Source organism: Streptomyces sp. NPDC048516, assembly GCF_043199875.1.
In the GTDB taxonomy this organism is placed as follows: domain Bacteria; phylum Actinomycetota; class Actinomycetes; order Streptomycetales; family Streptomycetaceae; genus Streptomyces.
In genome coordinates, this window is record NZ_JBICWS010000029.1 from 21,224 (window position 1) to 39,700 (window position 18,477).

At 72.3% G+C, this 18,477-nt stretch carries 17 protein-coding genes; 10 read left to right on the forward strand and 7 right to left on the reverse strand.

All coding sequences use genetic code 11. The features are described from left to right. Positions 1-49 precede the first annotated feature (49 nt). Both ACGFR7_RS34470 and ACGFR7_RS34475 read left to right on the forward strand, forming a co-directional pair. The gene (locus tag ACGFR7_RS34470; RefSeq protein WP_393327118.1) at positions 50-2,314 is read left to right on the forward strand and encodes a prolyl oligopeptidase family serine peptidase; all 2,265 of its coding nucleotides are present in this window, start codon (positions 50-52) and stop codon (positions 2,312-2,314) included. Between the two features lie 438 nt (positions 2,315-2,752). Continuing rightward, a complete protein-coding gene (locus tag ACGFR7_RS34475) occupies positions 2,753-3,319 on the forward strand; it encodes a Rieske (2Fe-2S) protein (RefSeq protein ID WP_393327120.1) in 567 nt (188 codons plus the stop codon). A 136-nt stretch (positions 3,320-3,455) separates the two neighbouring features. Here ACGFR7_RS34475 and ACGFR7_RS34480 read toward each other — a convergent pair whose 3' ends face one another. Further along, positions 3,456-4,103, reverse strand: coding sequence for an isochorismatase family protein (locus tag ACGFR7_RS34480; protein WP_393327123.1), 648 nt, complete (start codon positions 4,101-4,103; stop codon positions 3,456-3,458). Positions 4,104-4,475: 372 nt separating this feature from the next. Here ACGFR7_RS34480 and ACGFR7_RS34485 point away from each other — a divergent pair, with 372 nt between their 5' ends. The 3 genes from ACGFR7_RS34485 to ACGFR7_RS34495 all read left to right on the forward strand — a co-directional run bounded on the left by ACGFR7_RS34485 (position 4,476) and on the right by ACGFR7_RS34495 (position 8,208). Beyond that, positions 4,476-4,940 carry a pyridoxamine 5'-phosphate oxidase family protein gene (locus ACGFR7_RS34485; protein ID WP_393327126.1) on the forward strand — a complete coding sequence of 155 codons (465 nt, stop codon included), beginning with the start codon at positions 4,476-4,478 and terminating at the stop codon, positions 4,938-4,940. 222 nt (positions 4,941-5,162) lie between these two features. Next, positions 5,163-6,623, forward strand: coding sequence for an acyl-CoA synthetase (locus ACGFR7_RS34490; protein ID WP_393327128.1), 1,461 nt, complete (start codon positions 5,163-5,165; stop codon positions 6,621-6,623). A 235-nt stretch (positions 6,624-6,858) separates the two neighbouring features. Next, the gene (locus ACGFR7_RS34495; RefSeq protein ID WP_393327200.1) at positions 6,859-8,208 is read left to right on the forward strand and encodes a carboxyl transferase domain-containing protein; all 1,350 of its coding nucleotides are present in this window, start codon (positions 6,859-6,861) and stop codon (positions 8,206-8,208) included. A gap of 152 nt (positions 8,209-8,360) precedes the next feature. Here the strand turns inward: ACGFR7_RS34495 and ACGFR7_RS34500 are convergent, their stop codons facing one another. Then, entirely contained in the window at positions 8,361-9,269 is a 909-nt protein-coding gene (locus ACGFR7_RS34500) for a LysR family transcriptional regulator (RefSeq protein WP_393327131.1), read from the reverse strand. 74 nt (positions 9,270-9,343) lie between these two features. Between ACGFR7_RS34500 and ACGFR7_RS34505 the strand changes: the two genes are divergently transcribed. Then, entirely contained in the window at positions 9,344-10,429 is a 1,086-nt protein-coding gene (locus ACGFR7_RS34505; RefSeq protein WP_393327134.1) for a DMT family transporter, read from the forward strand. Between the two features lie 167 nt (positions 10,430-10,596). Here ACGFR7_RS34505 and ACGFR7_RS34510 read toward each other — a convergent pair whose 3' ends face one another. Continuing rightward, a complete protein-coding gene (locus ACGFR7_RS34510; protein ID WP_393327137.1) occupies positions 10,597-11,928 on the reverse strand; it encodes an aminotransferase class I/II-fold pyridoxal phosphate-dependent enzyme in 1,332 nt (443 codons plus the stop codon). A gap of 35 nt (positions 11,929-11,963) precedes the next feature. On the opposite strand from ACGFR7_RS34510, the gene ACGFR7_RS34515 reads away from it, so the two are divergent. Next, on the forward strand, positions 11,964-12,629 hold the full coding sequence (locus ACGFR7_RS34515) for a pyridoxamine 5'-phosphate oxidase family protein (protein ID WP_393327140.1): 666 nt from the start codon (positions 11,964-11,966) through the stop codon (positions 12,627-12,629). Between the two features lie 9 nt (positions 12,630-12,638). Continuing rightward, positions 12,639-13,307 carry an FMN-binding negative transcriptional regulator gene (locus tag ACGFR7_RS34520; RefSeq protein WP_393327143.1) on the forward strand — a complete coding sequence of 223 codons (669 nt, stop codon included), beginning with the start codon at positions 12,639-12,641 and terminating at the stop codon, positions 13,305-13,307. Positions 13,308-13,338: 31 nt separating this feature from the next. Here ACGFR7_RS34520 and ACGFR7_RS34525 read toward each other — a convergent pair whose 3' ends face one another. Beyond that, positions 13,339-14,430 carry a DMT family transporter gene (locus ACGFR7_RS34525; protein ID WP_393327146.1) on the reverse strand — a complete coding sequence of 364 codons (1,092 nt, stop codon included), beginning with the start codon at positions 14,428-14,430 and terminating at the stop codon, positions 13,339-13,341. Positions 14,431-14,558: 128 nt separating this feature from the next. Then, a complete protein-coding gene (locus tag ACGFR7_RS34530) occupies positions 14,559-15,089 on the reverse strand; it encodes a Clp protease N-terminal domain-containing protein (RefSeq protein ID WP_393327149.1) in 531 nt (176 codons plus the stop codon). 300 nt (positions 15,090-15,389) lie between these two features. On the opposite strand from ACGFR7_RS34530, the gene ACGFR7_RS34535 reads away from it, so the two are divergent. Next, on the forward strand, positions 15,390-15,818 hold the full coding sequence (locus ACGFR7_RS34535) for an SRPBCC family protein (protein WP_393327152.1): 429 nt from the start codon (positions 15,390-15,392) through the stop codon (positions 15,816-15,818). 69 nt (positions 15,819-15,887) lie between these two features. Here ACGFR7_RS34535 and ACGFR7_RS34540 read toward each other — a convergent pair whose 3' ends face one another. Next, positions 15,888-16,514 (reverse strand): PadR family transcriptional regulator, encoded by a 627-nt coding sequence (locus ACGFR7_RS34540; protein WP_393327154.1) that lies wholly within the window; start codon positions 16,512-16,514, stop codon positions 15,888-15,890. Positions 16,515-16,727: 213 nt separating this feature from the next. Here ACGFR7_RS34540 and ACGFR7_RS34545 point away from each other — a divergent pair, with 213 nt between their 5' ends. Beyond that, positions 16,728-17,549, forward strand: coding sequence for a PhzF family phenazine biosynthesis protein (locus ACGFR7_RS34545; protein WP_393327157.1), 822 nt, complete (start codon positions 16,728-16,730; stop codon positions 17,547-17,549). A gap of 120 nt (positions 17,550-17,669) precedes the next feature. Here the strand turns inward: ACGFR7_RS34545 and ACGFR7_RS34550 are convergent, their stop codons facing one another. Further along, positions 17,670-18,437: a CPBP family intramembrane glutamic endopeptidase gene (locus tag ACGFR7_RS34550; RefSeq protein ID WP_393327160.1), complete on the reverse strand. Its 768-nt coding sequence runs from the start codon at positions 18,435-18,437 to the stop codon at positions 17,670-17,672. Positions 18,438-18,477: the final 40 nt, after the last annotated feature.

The window sequence follows — 18,477 nt, forward strand, 5'->3', positions numbered from 1 at the left end:
CACGGATTTTCCAAGCCAGTTCGCCCGCAGCCGCCGCTTCTCCCTCGGAGTGCCGCGGCATTTCACCCTCTCCCCCGACGGCAGCCGGGTGCTCTTCGTCCGCACGCTCTCGGGCACCGATCCCGTCGGCCGACTGTGGCAGTACGAGGACGGGGCAGAACGGCTGCTCGCCGATCCGGCACTCCTGGTGGGGGCCGGTGCCGGGGTGGTCCCCGAGGAGGAGCGGCTGCGCCGGGAGCGCGCCCGTGAGCGGTCCGTGGGCGTGGTGTCCTATGCGACCGACAGCGCCGCCCGCCTCGTGGCGTTCGCGCTGTCCGGAGCCCTGTGGGCGGTGCGCACCGACGGTGGCGCACCGTTCTCCGTCCCGGCAGCAGGTCCGGTCGTCGACCCACGCCCCTCCCCCGACGGGCAGCACATCGCCTATGTGAGCCGCCGTTGCTTCCACGTCGTCGATCTGAGCGGCGCCGACCGCCGACTGGCCGCCGCGGAAGGCCCGGACGTCTCCTACGGGCTCGCCGAATACGTGGCTGCCGAGTCCATGAACCGGATGCGCGGCTACTGGTGGGCACCGGACAGCCGCCACGTCCTGGTGGCCAGGGTCGACACCAGCCTCGTGGAGCGGCGTTATATCGGTGACCCGGCTGATCCGACGAAGCCGCCGCGGGCGATTCCGTACCCGGCGGCCGGTACGCCCAATGCTGAGGTCACCCTGCGGATCCTCTCCCTGGAGGGGGCTTGGGTCGACGTGGAGTGGGACCACGCGGCGTACGAGTACCTTGTGGACGCCGGCTGGGATGCCCACGGTCCGTACCTTGCCGTCCAGAGCCGCGACCAGCGGATCGTGCGCACGCTCTCGGTCGATCCGGCGACCGGTGCCACCACCGTGCTGCATGAGCGGACCGATCCGGCATGGGTGGAGCTCGTTGACGGCACCCCGGCCCGTACGGCATCGGGTGCCCTGGTGCTCGCCGAGGACGACGGCGACACCCGGTATCTGACCGTCGGCGGCCACCGGGCCACCCCCGAGGGGCTGCAGCTGTGCGCGGTCCTCGGGGTCGAGGGCGAGCGGGTGCTGTTCACCGCGAGCGAGGACCCGCTGGAGACCCATGTGTGGTCCCGTGATCCCGACCACGGCTGCCGCCGGCTGAGCCGCGGCCCCGGCCGGTACACCGGTGTGGGACGGGCTGACACGGTCGTCCTGGCGGGAGTGACACCGCGGGGCAATGAAGTCGGTGTGCTGCGGGGAACGGGAGCGGCGCCGGGAACGGGCGCGGGGAAGGTACCGGGAACGGGTACCGGCACAGAGGCGGCAACGGTACCGGCGCCGATACCGGGGACGGTGACGGACACGAGCACTGGGACTGCGACCGGGACCGGAACCGGGACTGAGACCGGGACCGGAACCGGAACCGGGACTGAGACCGGGACCGGAACCGGAACCGGGACTGAGACCGGGACCGGGACCGGGACCGGGACGCACAACGACGCGTCCCCTCAGGTCATCGCCTCGCTCGCCGAAGAGCCTTCGGTCACTCCGCGCCCTCTCCATCTCCTCCTCGGGGAACGGCAGTTGCGTGGCGCGCTCTTCCTGCCTTCGTGGCACGAGGAGGGAGCCGGGAAGCTGCCGGTGCTCCTCGACCCGTACGGGGGCCCCGGCATGCAGCAGGTGGGACGGGCCCGCGAGTGGCCCAGCTGTGTGTCGCAGTGGTTCGCCGAGCAGGGGTTCGCGGTGCTGGTGGTCGACGGGCGCGGGACACCGAACCGCGGCCCGGCCTGGGAAAAGGCCATCCTCGGCGACCAGCTCACGCCCGCGCTGGAGGACCAGGTGGAAGCGCTGCGGGCGGCCGGGGCGCGCTTCGAAGACCTGGACCTGACGCGGGTGGCGATCCGCGGCTGGTCGTTCGGCGGCTTCCTGGCCGCGGCCGCGGTGCTGCATCATCCCGAGGTATTCCACGCGGCGGTCGCCGGCGCCCCGCCCACCGACCATCGCCTGTACGACACCCACTGGAAGGAACGGTACCTGGGCCACCCGGAGGAGCACCCGGAGAACTACGAGCGCTCCTCACTGGCCGGCCACGGCCATCTGTTGCGCCGTCCCCTGCTGCTGATCCACGGGCTCGCGGACGACAATGTGGCCGCCGCGCACACCCTGCGTTTCTCGACGGAACTGCTCGCGGCGGGCAAACCGCACAGTGTGCTCCCGCTCCCCGGCGCCACCCATATGCCGGCCGACGACACGGTCAACGCGCAGTTGCTGCACTTCCAGCGGGACTTCCTGCTGGATGCGCTGGCGGCGCGCGTCAACGGGGACTGAGGGGCCCTTCGAGTTCGGCTCGGTAGTCACTCAGCTCGACGGTCGCTCGGCTCGGTGGACGCTCGGCTCGGTGGACGCTCGGCCGAACGGCGGTGGATCGGCTCGGCGGTTCCCTCAGGTACAGGGCATATCGACGGTTCCCTCAGCCGGGTCCTCCAGGGGGTTCCCTTCAAGAATCAAGTCCCCTTCGAGGGCCCCTCCGGGCCTCACCTTCTGACCTCCTGCCCGGCCGCCCGGCCTCCTGGCCGCCTGGCCGCCCGGCCACCCGGCCGCCCGGCCTGGAGGTTCCCCCTCACCCCCGCACTTCCGCAAAGGGATCACGCCCCGCATTGAACACGCCGGGCGGCCCCTCCGTATGGACCTTGTGCAACGTCCATGGAGCACGGAGCACGGAGCACAACGCGCACCGCAGGCACCCCCCTGAACCGGAGGCACACGATGGCTCGACAGGCAGCGTCGCAGCAGACGGAGACCGAAGCGACGACCGCGGAGGAGGAGACCGGACAGGCGACGGCAGGTCGCGGGGCGGCGCGGCGAACCGTCGTCGCGGCGGTCGGCGCAGCCGGGCTGACGGCGGCGCTCGCGGCCTGCGGAGGCAGCATGGAAGACGCGGGCAGCGGCGATTCCAAGGCCGAGGGCGGCGGCCAGGCCGGCAGCTCGGGGGCGAGCGGTGGGGGCGACGGCGCGGCGGGTGGTGACGCCGCCGGTGGGGGCGGCGGCACCATCCTCGCCAAGACCTCGGAGATCCCCAAGGGCGGCGGCAAGATCTTCAAAGCCGACAAGGTCGTCGTCACTCAGCCGCAGGACGGCGACATCAAGGCGTTCTCCGCGATCTGCACCCACGCGGGCTGCGTCGTCGGCGAGGTCTCCGGCGGCACCATCAACTGCATGTGCCATGGCAGCAAGTTCGACATCACCGATGGCAGCGTGAAGAAGGGCCCCGCCACCAAGGGGCTGGCACCGGCCAAGGTGAACGTCAAGGGCGGTTCGGTCGCACTCGGCTGACAGCACGCACGTGACACCGGCCCGCCGCGGCTGCAGTCCCGGCGGGCCGGTGTCACGTGCGCCGCTCCAGCCCTGATGTCCCGGGCCGGCCATGGCAGCGGGGCCGGCCCGGGGCGCCCGGGGCCGGCTCAGCAGGTCAGCGGCCACCACGCAGTCGTCGCCATATGGCCAGGACATCATCGGTGGTGGTGACGGTGGCTACCAGAGCGAGGGTGTTGCGGACCATCGCGGTGGTGTAGTCGGCGGGCACTCCCGCGATGGCGTCCGCGGGCACCACGGCCGTGTAGCCGAGATTGACCGCATCGAACACGGCGTTGGGGATGGCCACGTTCGCCGACACCCCGGTGACGACGAGCGTCCGGCATCCGAAGTTACGCAGCAGCGCATCCACTTCGGTGCCGGCGACCGGCGAAAGGCCGTGCAGTCTGCGCACCACCAGATCGTCCTCCGAGACGGGGATCGGATCGGCGATGCGTACTGCGGCGGATCCGGTGAGCTGCTGGACGGACAGCCGCTCGGCCGCCCGGAAGAGGCGGGCATTGTGGCTGGCGCCGCGGCCGTCGGGACGGCGTTCGGCCACGGCATGCAGCACCTGGACGCCGGTGTCGTGGGCGGCCGCCACCAGCCGGGCCACCCGCGCCAGCACGCCCGACTTGTGGGCCGCGTCCGCCAGTTCGGGCAGCGCGCCGTCCGGGCCGACCACGCCGCGCTGGCACTCGACGGTGAGCAGCACCGCCGAGGCCGGGTCCAGTTGCTCGATGAGCTGTGCAGCGCCCGAAGACATGGCATTCCCCTCTGACGGACGTGTTTCCCTGCCGACCTGACTCCGTCCTGCCTTCCCCCCTGGCTCCGGCCGGACGGACCTGGCGCCTGAGCCGCACGGACCTGACCTGACACCTGCCGGACCCGGCCACTGCTCCGATCCGGCTTCAGCCGGGCCCGACGCCCGCCGGGCCGATGCCCGCCGGACCGATGCCTGGCGGACCTGGTTCGTCCCCCTGCCCGGGCCGGGCGAGGGTACCGGGCATTGCGTACGCCAGGAAGAGCTCGCATGATTTCTGACACCTCGTCAGGTAGTTACGAGGCCGGTTCCGGGCAAGCGGGTCAGTTCAGTGCCGCCCCATGAGCGGGGGCACACGGCGGAGGGCGATGAGGGATGGCCGACACACAGCGGCGCGGGCGCCGGATCATGATGACGCGGGGCGAGCTCGACGCGTTCCTCGCGGCGCAGCGCACCTGCCGGGTCGCGACGGTTAGCGGCGACGGCGCGCCGCACGTCGGAGCGCTCTGGTTCGTCTGGGACGGTGCGGCGCTGTGGCTGTATTCGATCACCCGCAGCAAGCGGTGGGCACAGCTGCGCAGGGACCCGCGGCTCGCGGTGGTCGTCGACGACGGGCACGAGTACGGCGAGCTGCGCGGGGCCGAGCTGACGGGTCGCGCGGTCTTCGTCGGCGAGTCGCCACGCACCGGTGAGCCGTGTCCCGGGCTCGCCGCCCCGGAGCGGCTTTTCGCGGAGAAATACTTCGGGATGTCCGTGATGCCGCACGACGGCCGCCATGCGTGGCTGCGCCTGACGCCGGAGTCGGTCGCGTCGTGGGACTTCCGCAAGATCCCGGGGTGAGCGGGTCAGGGCACAGGCGGGTTGTGCGGGTTGGGGTGGGGCTGTCTGGGGTGGCATGGGGTCGAGCACCGCGCACGGAGGGGATCGGGCCCCGGGATCTGATCGCGTTGTCAGTGGTCTCTGCGAGAGTGGTAGGGGTCAGCCCGCTTCGGTACCGGCAGGTGCGGGAGCGGGACGGTCCGGCCGGGACGGCCGGGCGCCGACGAGGACGAAGGAGATCCGGTGAACGTGCTCTTCCCCGCGCTGCGCGACGCTCCGCCCACACCCGCGCTGCGCTTCGGTGACCGTACCCTCAGCTACCGCCAATTGGCTTCGGTGGCGGGCGCGGTCGCCGAGCGGATCGCCGGTGAGACCCGTATCGCCGTGTGGGCGACGCCGACGCTGGAGACCTCGGTCGGTGTGGTGGGCGCGCTGCTCGCCGGAGTGGCCGTGGTGCCGCTGAATCCGAAGGTCGGCGAATACGAGCTGACGCATATCGTGACGGACAGTGCGCCGTCGCTCGTCCTTGCCGAACCGGGCGCCGAACTGCCGGGCCCGCTCGCCGCGCTGCCCCGTGTCGACATCGAGGCGGCCCAGCCGCCCGAGGACGCCGAGCCGGGCCCGCTGCCGACCGAACCGGGCGACGAGGCACCGGCCCTGATCGTCTACACCTCCGGCACGACCGGCCCGCCCAAGGGCGTGGTCCTCCCCCGGCGCGCCATTGCGCACACCCTCGACGCCCTGGAGGACGCCTGGCAGTGGACCGCCGACGACGTCCTCGTCCACGCCCTGCCGCTCTTCCATGTTCACGGCCTGATTCTCGGCATCCTCGGACCACTGCGCCGCGGTGGCTGTGTCCACCACCTGGGGCGCTTCAGCACCGACGCGGTGGCCCGTGAGCTCTCCGCGGACGGCACCATGCTGTTCGGCGTGCCGACGATGTATCACCGCCTGGCCACCGAGGCCGGCCGTGACCCCGCACTCGCCAAGGCGCTCTCCCGCGCCCGGCTGCTGGTCTCCGGCTCGGCCGCACTGCCGCTGACCGATCATGAGCGGATCGCGGCGGCCTCAGGCCGACGGGTGATCGAGCGCTACGGCATGACGGAAACGCTGATGAACACCAGCGTGCGGGCGGACGGCCCCGATGCCACGGGCACGGTGGGCGTGCCGCTGCCGGGGGTGTACGTCCGGCTCGTCGACGACGCGGGCCGGGCCATCGAGGAGAACGACGGCGAGACGGTGGGCGAGATCCAGGTCCGCGGCCCGAACCTCTTCGTCGAATACCTCAACCGCCCCGATGCCACCGCCGCCGCCTTCGACGGGGGATGGTTCCGCACCGGCGACATGGCGATCCGGGACGGCGCAGGGAATTACCGCATCGTGGGCCGCAAGGCCACCGACCTGATCAAAAGCGGTGGCTACAAAATCGGGGCGGGCGAGATCGAGAATGCGCTGCTGGCGCACCCCGGGGTCGCCGAGGCCGCCGTGACCGGCGCGCCGGACGAAGACCTCGGCGAGCGGATCGTCGCCTGGGTCGTGGCGGAGACCGGTGCGGACGCCGGCCCGGCACCCTCGGGCCAGGAGCTCGCCGATCATGTCGCCCGCCAGCTCGCGCCGCACAAGCGCCCGCGCACCGTGCACTTCCTGGACGCCCTGCCGCGCAATGACATGGGCAAGATCCTCAAGCGTGAGCTCCGTGCGTAACGACGGCAGGGACGCGGCTGGGGCCAGGGCAGGGGCCGAAGGCAGGACGGGGGCCGGGACCGGAGACGGACGCCGCGGCGCGGACGACGACCGGGGCGCGAGGGGCGCGGACGCGGGCCACGAGTCAGCGGACGACAACCGGACACCGACCGCCCCCACCACTGCTGGCACGACTGCCACGACTGCCACGACTGCCACAACCAAGCCATGCGCCCGGCTGACGGCGCGTCAAGCCATAGCAGCGGTGGCGGATACGTACACCGAGACGACCGTGACGGCCGTTCCCGCCGGCCACGAAACGCCGGCTGCGCCATCGGTCCCACCGGACGGCCCGCTCGGCTGGCGCGGGTACGACGATGCCCGGGCCCTGGCGCGCGCTCGGACCGGCGAGGAGGAGTCCGTGGTCACCGCCCTGGCCACGATAGGCGGCACGGAGAGTGTCGTGCTCTCCTTCGAGTTCCGCTATCTGGGCGGCTCCCTCGGCGAACGCACCGGCGACCGTCTGGAGGCCGCCTATGCGCACGCCCGCGAGCACGGTCTGCCGGTCGTGTCGCTGATCGCCACGGGCGGCAGCCGGATGCAGGAGGGGATGCGGGCGCTGACCCAACTCCAGCGGGTGGCCCGGCAGTCGGCGCTGAACCGCGCCGCGGGGCTGCCGCAGATCGCTGTGCTGCGCGATCCGACGACCGGCGGCGGCTGGGCCACCCTCGGCGCGGCTGCCGATGTGATCCTCGCGCTTCCCGGGGCACAGGTCGGCTTCGCGGGCTCGCGGGTGCGCCCCTCGGATGCCGACCCGTTCGCCTACTCCGCCGAGGGGCAGCTCGCCTCCGGCCAGATCGATGCCGTTGTGCCGCCGGACCAGCTGCGGGGCACGCTCCAGCGGTGGATGCGCCTGCTGTGCCCACCCCCGGAGTCCCGCACACGCACCGTGGAGCCCGCGCCTCCGCCGTACGCCCTCGGGGCTTCCGGGCTGCCGGAGACCGGCTGGGGTGCGGTGGTCCGCGCCCGCGAGCCCGGGCGGCCGCGTGCCGAGGCCTATCTGCGCGCGTACTTCGATGACCGCGAGGAGATCAGCGGCGACCGCTGTGGCGGCGTCGACCCAGGGATACGGTGCGGTTTCGGCCGTCGTGAGGGGCGCACGGTCGCCTTCGCCGCCCAATGCGGCACGGCCACCCGCCCGGCCGGATTCCGTACCGCCGCGCGTCTGGTCCGGCTCGCCGGCCGGCTGGGCATCCCGGTCCTCACCCTCGTGGACACCCCGGGCGCCGCCAACGATGCCGCGGCCGAGCGGGCGGGTGCCGGCGCGGCCATCGCCGATGCCTTCACGGCGCTCGCCACGGCCGAGGTACCGGTCACCTCCCTGCTCATCGGTGAGGGCGGTTCGGGCGGTGCACTGGCCCTCGCCGCACCGGGCAGGCTGTGGGCCACCCCGGACAGCTACTTCTCCGTGATCGCCCCGGAGCTGGCCGCAGCCATCCTCAAACGCGAGGAAACGCAGATCCACGACACCGCTGACCAACTGCGCATCCGCCCGCAGGACTTGCTGGAACTGGGCGTCATCCACGGCATCGTCCCCCCGCTCTGAGCGGAGCGGGGCGGGAGGCAGGAGGCGGCCGACGGCAGGCGACCGGCGACAGTCTGCAGACGACCGGCGACCGGCGACCGGCGACCGGCGACCGGCGACAGATAACAGGCGGCAGGCGGCAGGCGGCGAACAGCCCGCGGCAGGCTCCGGTCTCAGCGGGTCTCCACGTCCTTCCCGGCCGCGCGGAGCGCCCCCACAGCAGCACGGATCGAGGGCCTGCGGTCAGCGTCCGCGCGCCAGATGGCATAGACATGACGGCGCATCGAATGGCGCACGGGCACCACACTCACCCCCTCCGGTACCGGCCCACGGCCGAGGCGGGGAGCCACCGCGACGCCCAGCCCGGATGCGATCAGGGCCAGCTGGGTGTGGTGCTCCTCGGCCATGTGCGCGATACGCGGTTCGATGCCGTTGCTGCGCAGCGTGAACATCAGCCACTCATTGCAGAACTCCCCCTGTGGCCAGGAGATCCACTCATCGTCCGCGAATTCCTCCAGCTCCACGGACCGCCGTCCGGCGAGCGGATGGGTGGACGGCATCGCCAGATCGGCCGGATCGTCCAGGAGCGGGGCCTTCGCCAGCCCTTCGGGCAGCGACAGCGGCCGGTTGTACCAGTCGAGGACGACAGCCAGATCGATATCGCCGCGCACCACGCCGCGTACCGCTTCGCCCGGTTCCATTTCCGTCAGCCGCGCCCGTAGCTGCGGGTGTTCGGCCCGGAGGGCGACCAGCGCGGCGGGGAAGAGCCCCCGTGCCGCGGTGGGAAACGCGCCCAGCCGCAGCTCGCCCACCGCCTGGCCGCGATGCGCTTCCAGTTCGGCCTGGGCCAGCTCGACCTGGGAGAGGATGCGCATCGCATGGTCGGCGAGCAGCCGCCCGGCGTCGGTCAGCCGGACCCCGCGCCCGTTCTTCGCCAGCAGTTGCTGTCCGGTCTCCCGCTCGAGCTTGGCGATCTGCTGCGAGACGGCAGAGGTCGTCACATGCAGTCCGTCGGCGGCCGCGCTCACCGAGCCGTGCCGGGCAACCGCGCTCAGCGTCCGTAGGCGATCAAGGTTCAACATATAAGCAATGCTAAGCGATACCGGCCACGAATTCTCGCTTGTGCTACGAAGTTGTACGCCGCATCGTGGTCGTCATGAGCACCACCACCGGCGCAGCCACCACCTCCTCCGCCACCACCACGAACCCTTCGACCACGAACGCGCCCCGCGCTACCGACGCGCACACCCCGGCAGGCGCGACCGCCCCAGCTCGCTCCGGCGAATTTCGGGGCCGCGGGGCCGGTGAGACCCCGAAGTCCCCCGGCCGGGCCCTCGGTTGGCCGCTCCGCTTCGCGGTCCTCTCCCTGATCTGGGGCTTCAGCTTCCTCTTCATCAAGGTGGGCACCCAGGGCTTCGCCCCACTGCAGTTCACGCTGGGCCGGGTGGCGTTCGGGGCGCTGGTGCTGCTGATCATCGTCGTGCTCAAGCGGGAGCGCCTTCCCCGCTCCCCCCGTATCTGGGCCCACCTCACCGTCGCCGCGTTCTTCCTCAACGCGCTGCCGTTCTCCCTCTTCGCCTACGCCGAGCTGACCATCCCCTCCACACTGGCCGGCATCTGCAATGCCACCTCCCCGCTGTGGGGCATGGCGCTGTCGGTCATCGCCCTCGCCGAGGACCGCCCCAGCCGGCGCCGGGTCGCGGGGCTCGGGCTCGGATTCCTGGGTGTGCTCACCGTGCTCGGCGCCTGGCAGGGCTTCGCCGGCACGGATCTCGCAGGCACCGCGATGGCGCTGGGCGGCTCGCTCAGCTACGCCATCGGCTGGACCTATGTGCGCCGCACCCTGGCGGGCGTCCCGCACTCCCACCTGTCCATGTCCAGTGCCCAGCTACTGCTGGCAACCGTCCAACTGGTGGTGGTGACACCCCTGTTCACCACAGCACCGACCGGCTACCCGGTCATCCCGCTGCTCGCCGTCTTCGCCCTCGGCGCCCTGGGCACCGGCCTCGCCTTCCTGATCCAGTACGGGCTGGTCGCCGAGATCGGTCCCACCACCGCACAGATGGTCACCTATGTCGTCCCCGTGATCGCCACCGCGGCCGGAGTGGCCCTCCTGCACGAACAGCTGAGCTGGAACACACCCGTCGGCGCCCTTGTCGTCCTGGCCGGCGCCGCCCTCACACAGAGCAAGCCCCGCCCGAGCACCCCCTCACTACCCCGGCCCGGTTCCACCACCGGCTGAGGCACCGTCCGGGCATCGAGCCCAGGCTCCTGAGCCCCGCTCCCGGTCCCCGCGCTCCCGAACCCTCGCGCCCCGAGCCCCCGCGCCCCGGCGCGGGGGCTTCCACACCTCCACGCGAGGGCACCCCGCACTCGGCTCGGTGGCTCCGGCACCTCGGCCGGGCCCCCTCACTCGTACCGCCGCGCCTCCCCCACGCCCCGTGCCGCGGCAACGGCGTCCGCCACAGGGGCGATGTCGTCATCGGTCAGGGCGGAGACGGTGATGCGGACGCCGGGCGGGGAGTGCAACCGGAAGCGGGCACCGGGCGCCACCGCCCAGCCGGAGTGCAGGAGCCGGGCCACCGCACCGGTCTCATCCGGGACCGGCACCCACACGTTCATTCCGCTGCGCCCCCGGGCGAGGACTCCGCGCTCCGCCAGGGCCCGTATCAGCGCATCCCGCCGCCGTCCGTACGCTCCGGCCACCGCCTTCGGGTCGACCGCGGACGTCCGCCAGAGGTGGACGACCGCGTCCTGGAGCAGATGGCTGATCCAGCCCGGGCCGAGGCCCTGGCGGCCCCGCACCCGGTCGACGGTCAGCGCGTCTCCGGTGAGCACCGCCAGGCGCAGATCGGGGCCGTATGCCTTGGCCGTCGAGCGGACCAGGACCCAGTGGTCGGTGACGCCGGAGAGCGGATGAAGCGGGAGGTCGACGATGCCGTGGCCGTGGTCGTCCTCGATGAGCAGGACACCGGGGTGAGCGGCCAGGAGGGTGCGGAGCTCAGTGGCGCGGGCGCGACTGACCGCGGCTCCGGTGGGATTCTGCGCCCGGTCGGTGACGACAACGGCACGGGCGCCGTCCCGGAGCGCGCCTGCCAGCTGCTCCGGCAGCGGGCCTTCGTCGTCCACCCCGACCGGGGCGGGGCGCAGCCCGAGCGCCGGGATGAGATCCAGCAGGCTGCCCCACCCCGGGTCCTCCACCGCCACGGTGTCGCCGGGCCGCAGATGGGCGGCCAGCACCCGTTCGATGGCGTCCAGTGCGCCACTGGTGACGGCTACGGGGCCGGCCGGCACGCCGTCGCCGTCGAACGCCGCACGGGCGAGGGCCGCAAGGTCGTCGTCCACCGCCGGCGTGCCGTAGAGCACGGGGCGCCGCGCGCTGCGCGCCGCGGCCTGTGCCAGCGCCCGTTCGAGCGGGGGCAGCAGGGCCGGGTCGGGGTTCCCGTCGGAGGCGTCACGGACGCCGGGCGGGACCTCCACCCGCAGCGCCTCCCGGGGCGTGCTCGCCGGACGGGGGCGCACCCGGCTGCCCCGCCGGCCCGCCGTTTCGATCACCCCGCGGTCGCGGAGCGTGCGGTACGCGGCCGCGACCGTATTCGGATTGACTTCGAGATAGACAGCCAACTCCCGTAGCGGGGGCAGGACTTCGCCCGGTAGGAGCTCACCGGCACCGACGGCTCGCTCGACACTGGCGGCAATCTCCGATGCGCGCCGCCCTTCAATCCGATACTCTCCTAGCACAAACATGATTATGCACTAGTGCAATGGAGTTGGCAATGCCCCGAGGCGAGGCGTACGAACCCACCACACGCACGACCCCCACCCGCGCCCGTGACCGCGCCGCCTACGACCACGAAACGGTGCACGCCATCCTCGACTCGGGATACGTCTGCCATCTGGGCTTCGTGCGCGACGGCTCCCCCGTCGTCCTGCCGACCCTCTACGGCCGCGTCGGCGACCGCCTCTATCTGCACGGATCGTCCGGTTCCCGTCCGCTGCGGATGGCAGGTGAAGCACCGAACCCCGGCCTGGAGGTGTGTGTCACGGTCACCCACGTCGACGGTCTGGTGCTGGCCAGGTCCGCGTTCCACCACTCCATCAACTACCGCTGCGTCGTGGTCCACGGCACGGCGCACGAAGTCACCGACCCGGAGGAGAAGAAGGCCGCCCTCGACGCGCTCGTCGATCATGTGGTGCCGGGACGTGCCGCGGACTCCCGGCCGGGCAATGCCAAGGAACTGGCCGCGACCGCCGTGATCCGTCTCGACCTGCGCGAGGTCTCCGCCAAGATCCGCAGCGGCGGCCCCAACGACGAGCCGGAGGACCTGGCGCTGCCGTACTGGAGCGGCGTCCTCCCCGTGGCACCCGCGTACGGCGCGCCCATACCCTCCGACGATCTCGCGCCCGGCACGCCCGAGCCGGCGTACCTCTCCGCCCGCTGAGGAGCGACCGTGCTGATCCATCCCTGGGACGCCCCCACCGACGATGCCGAATGGCAACAGTGGCTCGCGCTGCACGACTTCGGCCAGCTGGCCGCCAACGGACGCTCCGGTGAGCCTCCGATGCTGCAACCGCTGCACTTCGCCTACGCCCCCTCCCGCCGCGAGGCCGTCACCCATCTCGCCCGCCCCAACCCCCTCTGGGACGCGCTGGAGGACCGGCCGACGGTGCTGCTGAGCGTGGTGGACGACTACACCTTCATCCCCGGCCCCTGGCAGGCGGCCGAGGACCAGCCGCCCGAGCACGGCGTGCCCACCAGCTTCTACACCGCGGTCCAGCTGACCTGCACCGCCCATGTGGTGGACGATCCGGAGGAGAAAGCCGAGCTGCTGCAGCGGCAGATGGGCCACTTCCAGCCGGACGGCGGCTCGGCCCCCGTCGCCGCGGGCGCGGCTCCGTACGGACGGATGCTGTCCGGCATCCGCGGTCTGCGTCTCGAAGTGCACGAGGTCCGTGCCAAGTTCAAGTACGGAGGCAAGCGGAGCGAAGCCGTCCAGCAGCGCATCTCGGAACGCCTCACCGAACGGGACGGCCCCGGGGACGCGGCGGCCCGCACCCACCAGCAGCGGCGGCTGGCAGCACTCGGCACACCCGCCGGTCCCGCCTCCCTCCCCTCCTGAACGGCGCCCCTGACCCGCCGCGGGACAGCCCCTAAGAGGTCGGGGATGCCGAGGTCGGGGATGCCGGGGAGACACCGCTTCCCGGCACGCCGGCCCCCGCCCCGTCCTCCACTCCCGTGCCCGGCCCGGCGCCGGCGCCTGCCACCCGCACGGTCTCCGTCGCCTTCGGCTTGGCCGACTGCGCGATGAAGGCGCCGGCCAGCACCACCACTCCACCGAGGATCTGCGGCACGGAGAGGTGTTCGCCGAGCAGGACCCAGGCAAGGACCGTCGCGATGACCGCCTCCAGGCAGGCAACCACCCCGGCCACCTGCGGCGAGAGCCGGCGGATCGAGATCACTCCGGTGAGGTACGCGGCCACCGTCGCGATCAGCACGATCCAGGCGAGCAGCAGGACAGCGGGCACCCGGGTGCCGTTCATCTCCGCGCCGCCGCCGAGCACCGACCAGTCCATGCCCCAGGGCCGGGCAATCACGGTGAGGACGACGGCGCCGGTCAGGAGGCCGTGGGCGATCACGCCGAGCGGGTCCACCGTGTCGTCGCCGTCGGTGCCGTGATCGGAGAGCACGAAGTAGCCGACCTGGCAGCAGGCCGCGCCGAGCGCGAGAGCGATCCCGAGGGCGTCGAAGCTCAGCCCGGACCAGACCTCGACGACGCAGGCCAGGCCGCCGACGGCCAGCACCACACCGACCGCGGCGGCACGGGTGACCGGCCGTTTCTGAACGAACCGCACCCAGCCCAGCACAAGGGCGGGCGCCAGATATTCGATGAGCAGCGCCACACCGACGGGGATTCGGGAGAGCGCGGCGAAGTAACAGGCCTGCACCCCCGCGACGGCGAACAGTCCGTAGCCCGCGAGCAGCGCGGGGCGGCGGCGCGGCAGGTCCCGGTGGCGCCAGGCGAGGGGCAGCATGACCAGCGCGGCACCGGCGACCCGCAGCCAGGTGACGTGCAGCGGTTCGAGACCGGCGGATATCAGCGGCTTGGCGGCAACGCCCGAACCGCCGAAGGCGAGGGCGGACAGCAAGGCGATCCCGAGGCCGGCGCCGCGCCCTCGGGGCGAGGCGCCACGACTCGCCCCAGGAGCGGGTGGTGACGGCTGGGCCTCCCAGGACCCGGACATTCCCTGGCCCGGACCGGTCGATGGACCTGCCGGGCTCCCCGATGACGCGTGCATCGGGTCATCATGGCAGCCGCCGTCAGCAGTGACACCCCCGATGCCCCTGTCCTTGACGTGCGGGGCGTTCCCCGTCAGTCGCAGCCCGCGCGCTCCCCGTCCAGACGGGAGGCGAGACGGCCGGTGTCGACGGAGGCCCGGCGCAGCACTTCGACGGCCCGGGATTCGGGGTCGTCCACCAAAGCGGCGAGCAGGTCGAGGCAGTCCGCACGGGTGGCGTAGCGGGCGTGGGCACGGTCCAGGGCGCCGTCCATGGCAGCGGCCGCGGCCGGTGACCAGCCGGGAACCCCGCCCTCGGCCACCAGGGGGACCGCGCCGGAGTCCTCGATGGTGCCGTGCCATTGGAGTCCGTAGCCGATGCTGCGCTGGACGAGGTAGCCCAGCAGCCGGGCGATCTGCGGGGCACCGTCGAAGGCGTCGCGTACGGCGGGGTCCGATTCCAGGAGGCCGTGCAGCAGATGGGCGGTGTCGACCTGCCGGTCGCCGTCGCGGGTGGCCCGCCTGCGGGCGGCGGAGACGACCGTCGCGAGTTCGACGGTGAGCGAGTTGTCGAGCTCCTCCTGGGCGAGCCCGTCGCCACCACTGTACGCAGTACGGTTTTGCACACCACCCACCCCACCAGCCCCCGAGCGCCGGGGCATCCCCGGCGAGAAGCATTTACGCATCCCACGATGGTTGGGCACGGCCGCACACCATCTCATCCTTACGGAGGAGATGTGCGGAAATCGTGGAGGCCGGACATCCGAGCCCGGGGCGGCCGCCGTTACATCGCGGCCGCCCCGGACGGCCCCCTCCCCGATTACTGACGCCCCATCAGCAAAAGCCTTCATCGGTATTGAACCTTCACCCCCGTGCGGCTACGTTCCGCGGCATCAGCCAGGGACCGTCACCGAAGGGGTGATCGCATGGCCGAAGTGTCCGCGCAGGCCCGTATCGAAGCGCCGGCCGAGAAGCTCTGGGACCGGCTCACCGACTTCGACTCGTACGGGGAATGGAACGCCACCCACACCGCCTTCCCCAAAGGCGGGCCGGAATCGCTCGAGGTCGGCGCGGGCTACGAGGAGAACATGAAGCTGATGGGCTTCCCCGCCGAAGTCGTGTGGACCGTACGGGAACTGGAGCCCGGCCGCCTCCTCGACATCCAGGGCAAGGGCCCGATGGGGGTCAGCCTGGAGATGCGCTACGAGCTCGTTCCGGACGGCGGGGCGACGGCCGTGCGGATCGACGGGGCGTTCACCGGCGCCGCGGTCTCGCTGATGGCCGGCAAACTCAGGGACTCGGCGGGCGCCGCGCTGAACGAGTCACTGCGCAGGCTCACCGGCCTGGTCACCTGAACTCCGGGAGCCGCCCACGCGCTCCGGCCCCCGAAGCCCCCGCCGCCCGCAGCGACCGCCACGCGCCGCTCAGTCCTCCTCGGCGAGGATCAGGTACAGCTCCTTGCGTGCCCTGTTGACCACCGCCATCGCCTTCTCCCGCTGAGCGGGGCTGCCCGTGGCCCACACCTGGCGGAAGGCCTCGACCAGGCCGCTGCCGGCCTTGCGGATCTCGTTCATCGCCTCCCAGTCGACGCCGCGGCCGGCGTCCTCCCAGGGGGCGTCCGAGCCGCTGTCGGCCTCGGTGCGCCCCGCGTCGGTCAGCGAGAACAGCTTCTTGCCGCCCTCACTGGCACTGGTGATCAGCCCCTCGTCCTCCAGGAGCTGCAGCGTCGGGTAGACCGAGCCGGGGCTGGGCTTCCACGCCCCGCCGCTGCGCTCGGCGATCTCCTGGATCATTTCGTAGCCGTGCATCGGGCGGTCCTTGAGCAGCGCCAGTATCGAGGCACGCACATCGCCGCGCCGCGCCCGGCCGCGCGGTCCGCCGCGCCCCCGTCCACCCATGGGCGGCCCACCGAAGGGCGGGCCCCCGAACGGCGGGCCGAACGGGCCGAAGGGGGAACGCCTCCGCTCCCCGCCACCCCCGAAGTCGCCACGGCCGCCGTGGCGTCCGGGGCCGCAGTGCTCATGTCCGTGCTCGTGTCCGTGGGAACGCATGATGGCGTCCTCCCTTTCTCTCGTTGATCGGTCGCGATACCTCAACGATATATCGGGACTGTTCGTAGAAGCAAGCCCCCGAGTGGAGTAGGCGGATGTACGTCTTGTGCCGGCCGTGCGCCACGGGCAGCCGTGACCGGCCCGGCGCCCCATGGCCAATTCCCTCGAATTGGCCTTGGCCTGGGGCTTTGCGGCACCTCTACGCTCGCGACCATGAGGATTCGTATCGTCGACGCCTTCAGTGCGCGTCCGTTCGCCGGAAACCCCGCGGGAGTCGTGCTCCTCGACTCCGCCGCCTTCCCCGACACGGCCTGGCTGCAGCAGGTCGCCACCGAGGTCAACCTCTCCGAGACCGCCTTTGCGCACCCGCTGCCCGAGGGCGAGGACGCCGACTGGGCGCTGCGCTGGCTGACCCCGGCCGCCGAGGTGAACATGTGCGGGCACGCCACACTGGCCACCGCACATGTGCTGCACACCACCGGGACGGCCACCGGGACGGTCCGCTTCCGCACCCGGAGCGGGGTGCTGACCACGACGGCCGGCTCCGGCGGGGCGATCACCATGGACTTCCCGACCGCCCCGCTCACGCCCGTCGAGGTGCCGCCGCTCGTCGCGGGCGCCCTGGGCACCGAGATCCGCTCGGTGCACGAGACCGGCCCCGCTGTCGGGGATCTCCTGGTGGAGCTGGCCGACGAGAAGTCCGTACGGGCGCTCGCCCCGGATCTCAAGGCGCTGGCCGGACACGGCGGCCGCGGCGTGATCACCACGGCGCGCGCCGAAAACCCCGGCGGCGGCTATGACTTCGTCTCGCGCTGCTTCTTCCCCGGAGTGGGTATCGACGAGGACCCGGTCACGGGCAGCGCGCACACCGCGCTCGCCCCGTTCTGGTCGGCACGCCTGGGCCGTGACGCGCTCGTCGGCCTGCAGGGCGCCGCCCGCACCGGCTTCGTACGCACCGAGCTGCGCGGCGACCGTACGCTGCTGACCGGCTCGGCGGTCACGGTCATCGACGGGGAGCTGCTGGTCACCGGCTGAGCCGGACCGCGCAACAGCAGCTTCCGAACGCTGTCCCGAAACCCCTGGCGGGCGCAGGGGTTACGGGACGGCCCTCAGGGGTGGGCGGCCGGCCCGGCGCCGCCCCACGCCTCATCCGTCTCACGCCGTCGGCAGCCAGCTCACGTGCCCCGCGAGCACCGCATAGCCGACGAACGCCACGGTGTCGATCAGGGCATGGGCGGCGACCAGCGGCCCGACCCGCCCCCATCGCCGGTAGAGCAGGACGAAGATCACGCCCATCACCATGTTGCCGACGAAGCCGCCGACGCCCTGGTAGAGGTGGTAGGAACCGCGCAGCAACGAACTGGCCGCGAGCGCCGCCATCGGGGACCATCCCAACTGCCCCAGCCTGCGCAGCAGATACCCGACGACGATGACCTCCTCCAGGACGGCGTTCTGTACCGCGGAGGCGATCAGCACCGGGATCTTCCACCACACCGCGGGCAGCGCCTCGGGGACCACCGTCAGATTGAATCCGGCCGCCCGCGCGCCCAGATAGAGCAGCAGCCCGCTGCCGCCGATGACGGCGGCCAGCCCGAGCCCCCGGCTCAGGTCGAAGCCGGGCCGCCGCCGGTCGAAGCCGATCGCCCGCAGCCCCCCGGCCCGTTCACGCAGCAGAAAATGTGCCACCAGCACCACGGGGACGAGGGCAGTCGCGATACCGAACAGCTGCCAGGCGAGATCCAGCCAGGGCCGGCCTGGCGCATGCGAGCCGTTGAGCGTCGCCGCCTGGTGCTTGAGGCCGCCGGTTTTGGTCAGCGATCCGATGAAGCTGATCAGCGCCGACACCGCGCTGGCGCCCAGCGAGAGGGCCAGGACGATCAGCGTCTCGCTCCGCAGGATGCTCCGGGACGGCTCCTCGGCCACTCCCGTCCCCGGCCCCGCACCGGGCCCTTTACCGGGAACG

Bases quoted from the DNA above. Each gene is read 5' to 3' on its own strand.
- ACGFR7_RS34475 (WP_393327120.1), top strand. From the start codon at position 2,753: ATGGCTCGACAGGCAGCGTCGCAGCAGACGGAGACCGAAGCGACGACC.
- ACGFR7_RS34480 (WP_393327123.1), bottom strand. From the start codon at position 4,103: ATGTCTTCGGGCGCTGCACAGCTCATCGAGCAACTGGACCCGGCCTCG.
- ACGFR7_RS34485 (WP_393327126.1), top strand. From the start codon at position 4,476: ATGGCCGACACACAGCGGCGCGGGCGCCGGATCATGATGACGCGGGGC.
- ACGFR7_RS34500 (WP_393327131.1), bottom strand. From the start codon at position 9,269: ATGTTGAACCTTGATCGCCTACGGACGCTGAGCGCGGTTGCCCGGCAC.
- ACGFR7_RS34505 (WP_393327134.1), top strand. From the start codon at position 9,344: ATGAGCACCACCACCGGCGCAGCCACCACCTCCTCCGCCACCACCACG.
- ACGFR7_RS34515 (WP_393327140.1), top strand. From the start codon at position 11,964: ATGCCCCGAGGCGAGGCGTACGAACCCACCACACGCACGACCCCCACC.
- ACGFR7_RS34525 (WP_393327146.1), bottom strand. From the start codon at position 14,430: ATGTCCGGGTCCTGGGAGGCCCAGCCGTCACCACCCGCTCCTGGGGCG.
- ACGFR7_RS34535 (WP_393327152.1), top strand. From the start codon at position 15,390: ATGGCCGAAGTGTCCGCGCAGGCCCGTATCGAAGCGCCGGCCGAGAAG.
- ACGFR7_RS34540 (WP_393327154.1), bottom strand. From the start codon at position 16,514: ATGCGTTCCCACGGACACGAGCACGGACATGAGCACTGCGGCCCCGGA.
- ACGFR7_RS34545 (WP_393327157.1), top strand. From the start codon at position 16,728: ATGAGGATTCGTATCGTCGACGCCTTCAGTGCGCGTCCGTTCGCCGGA.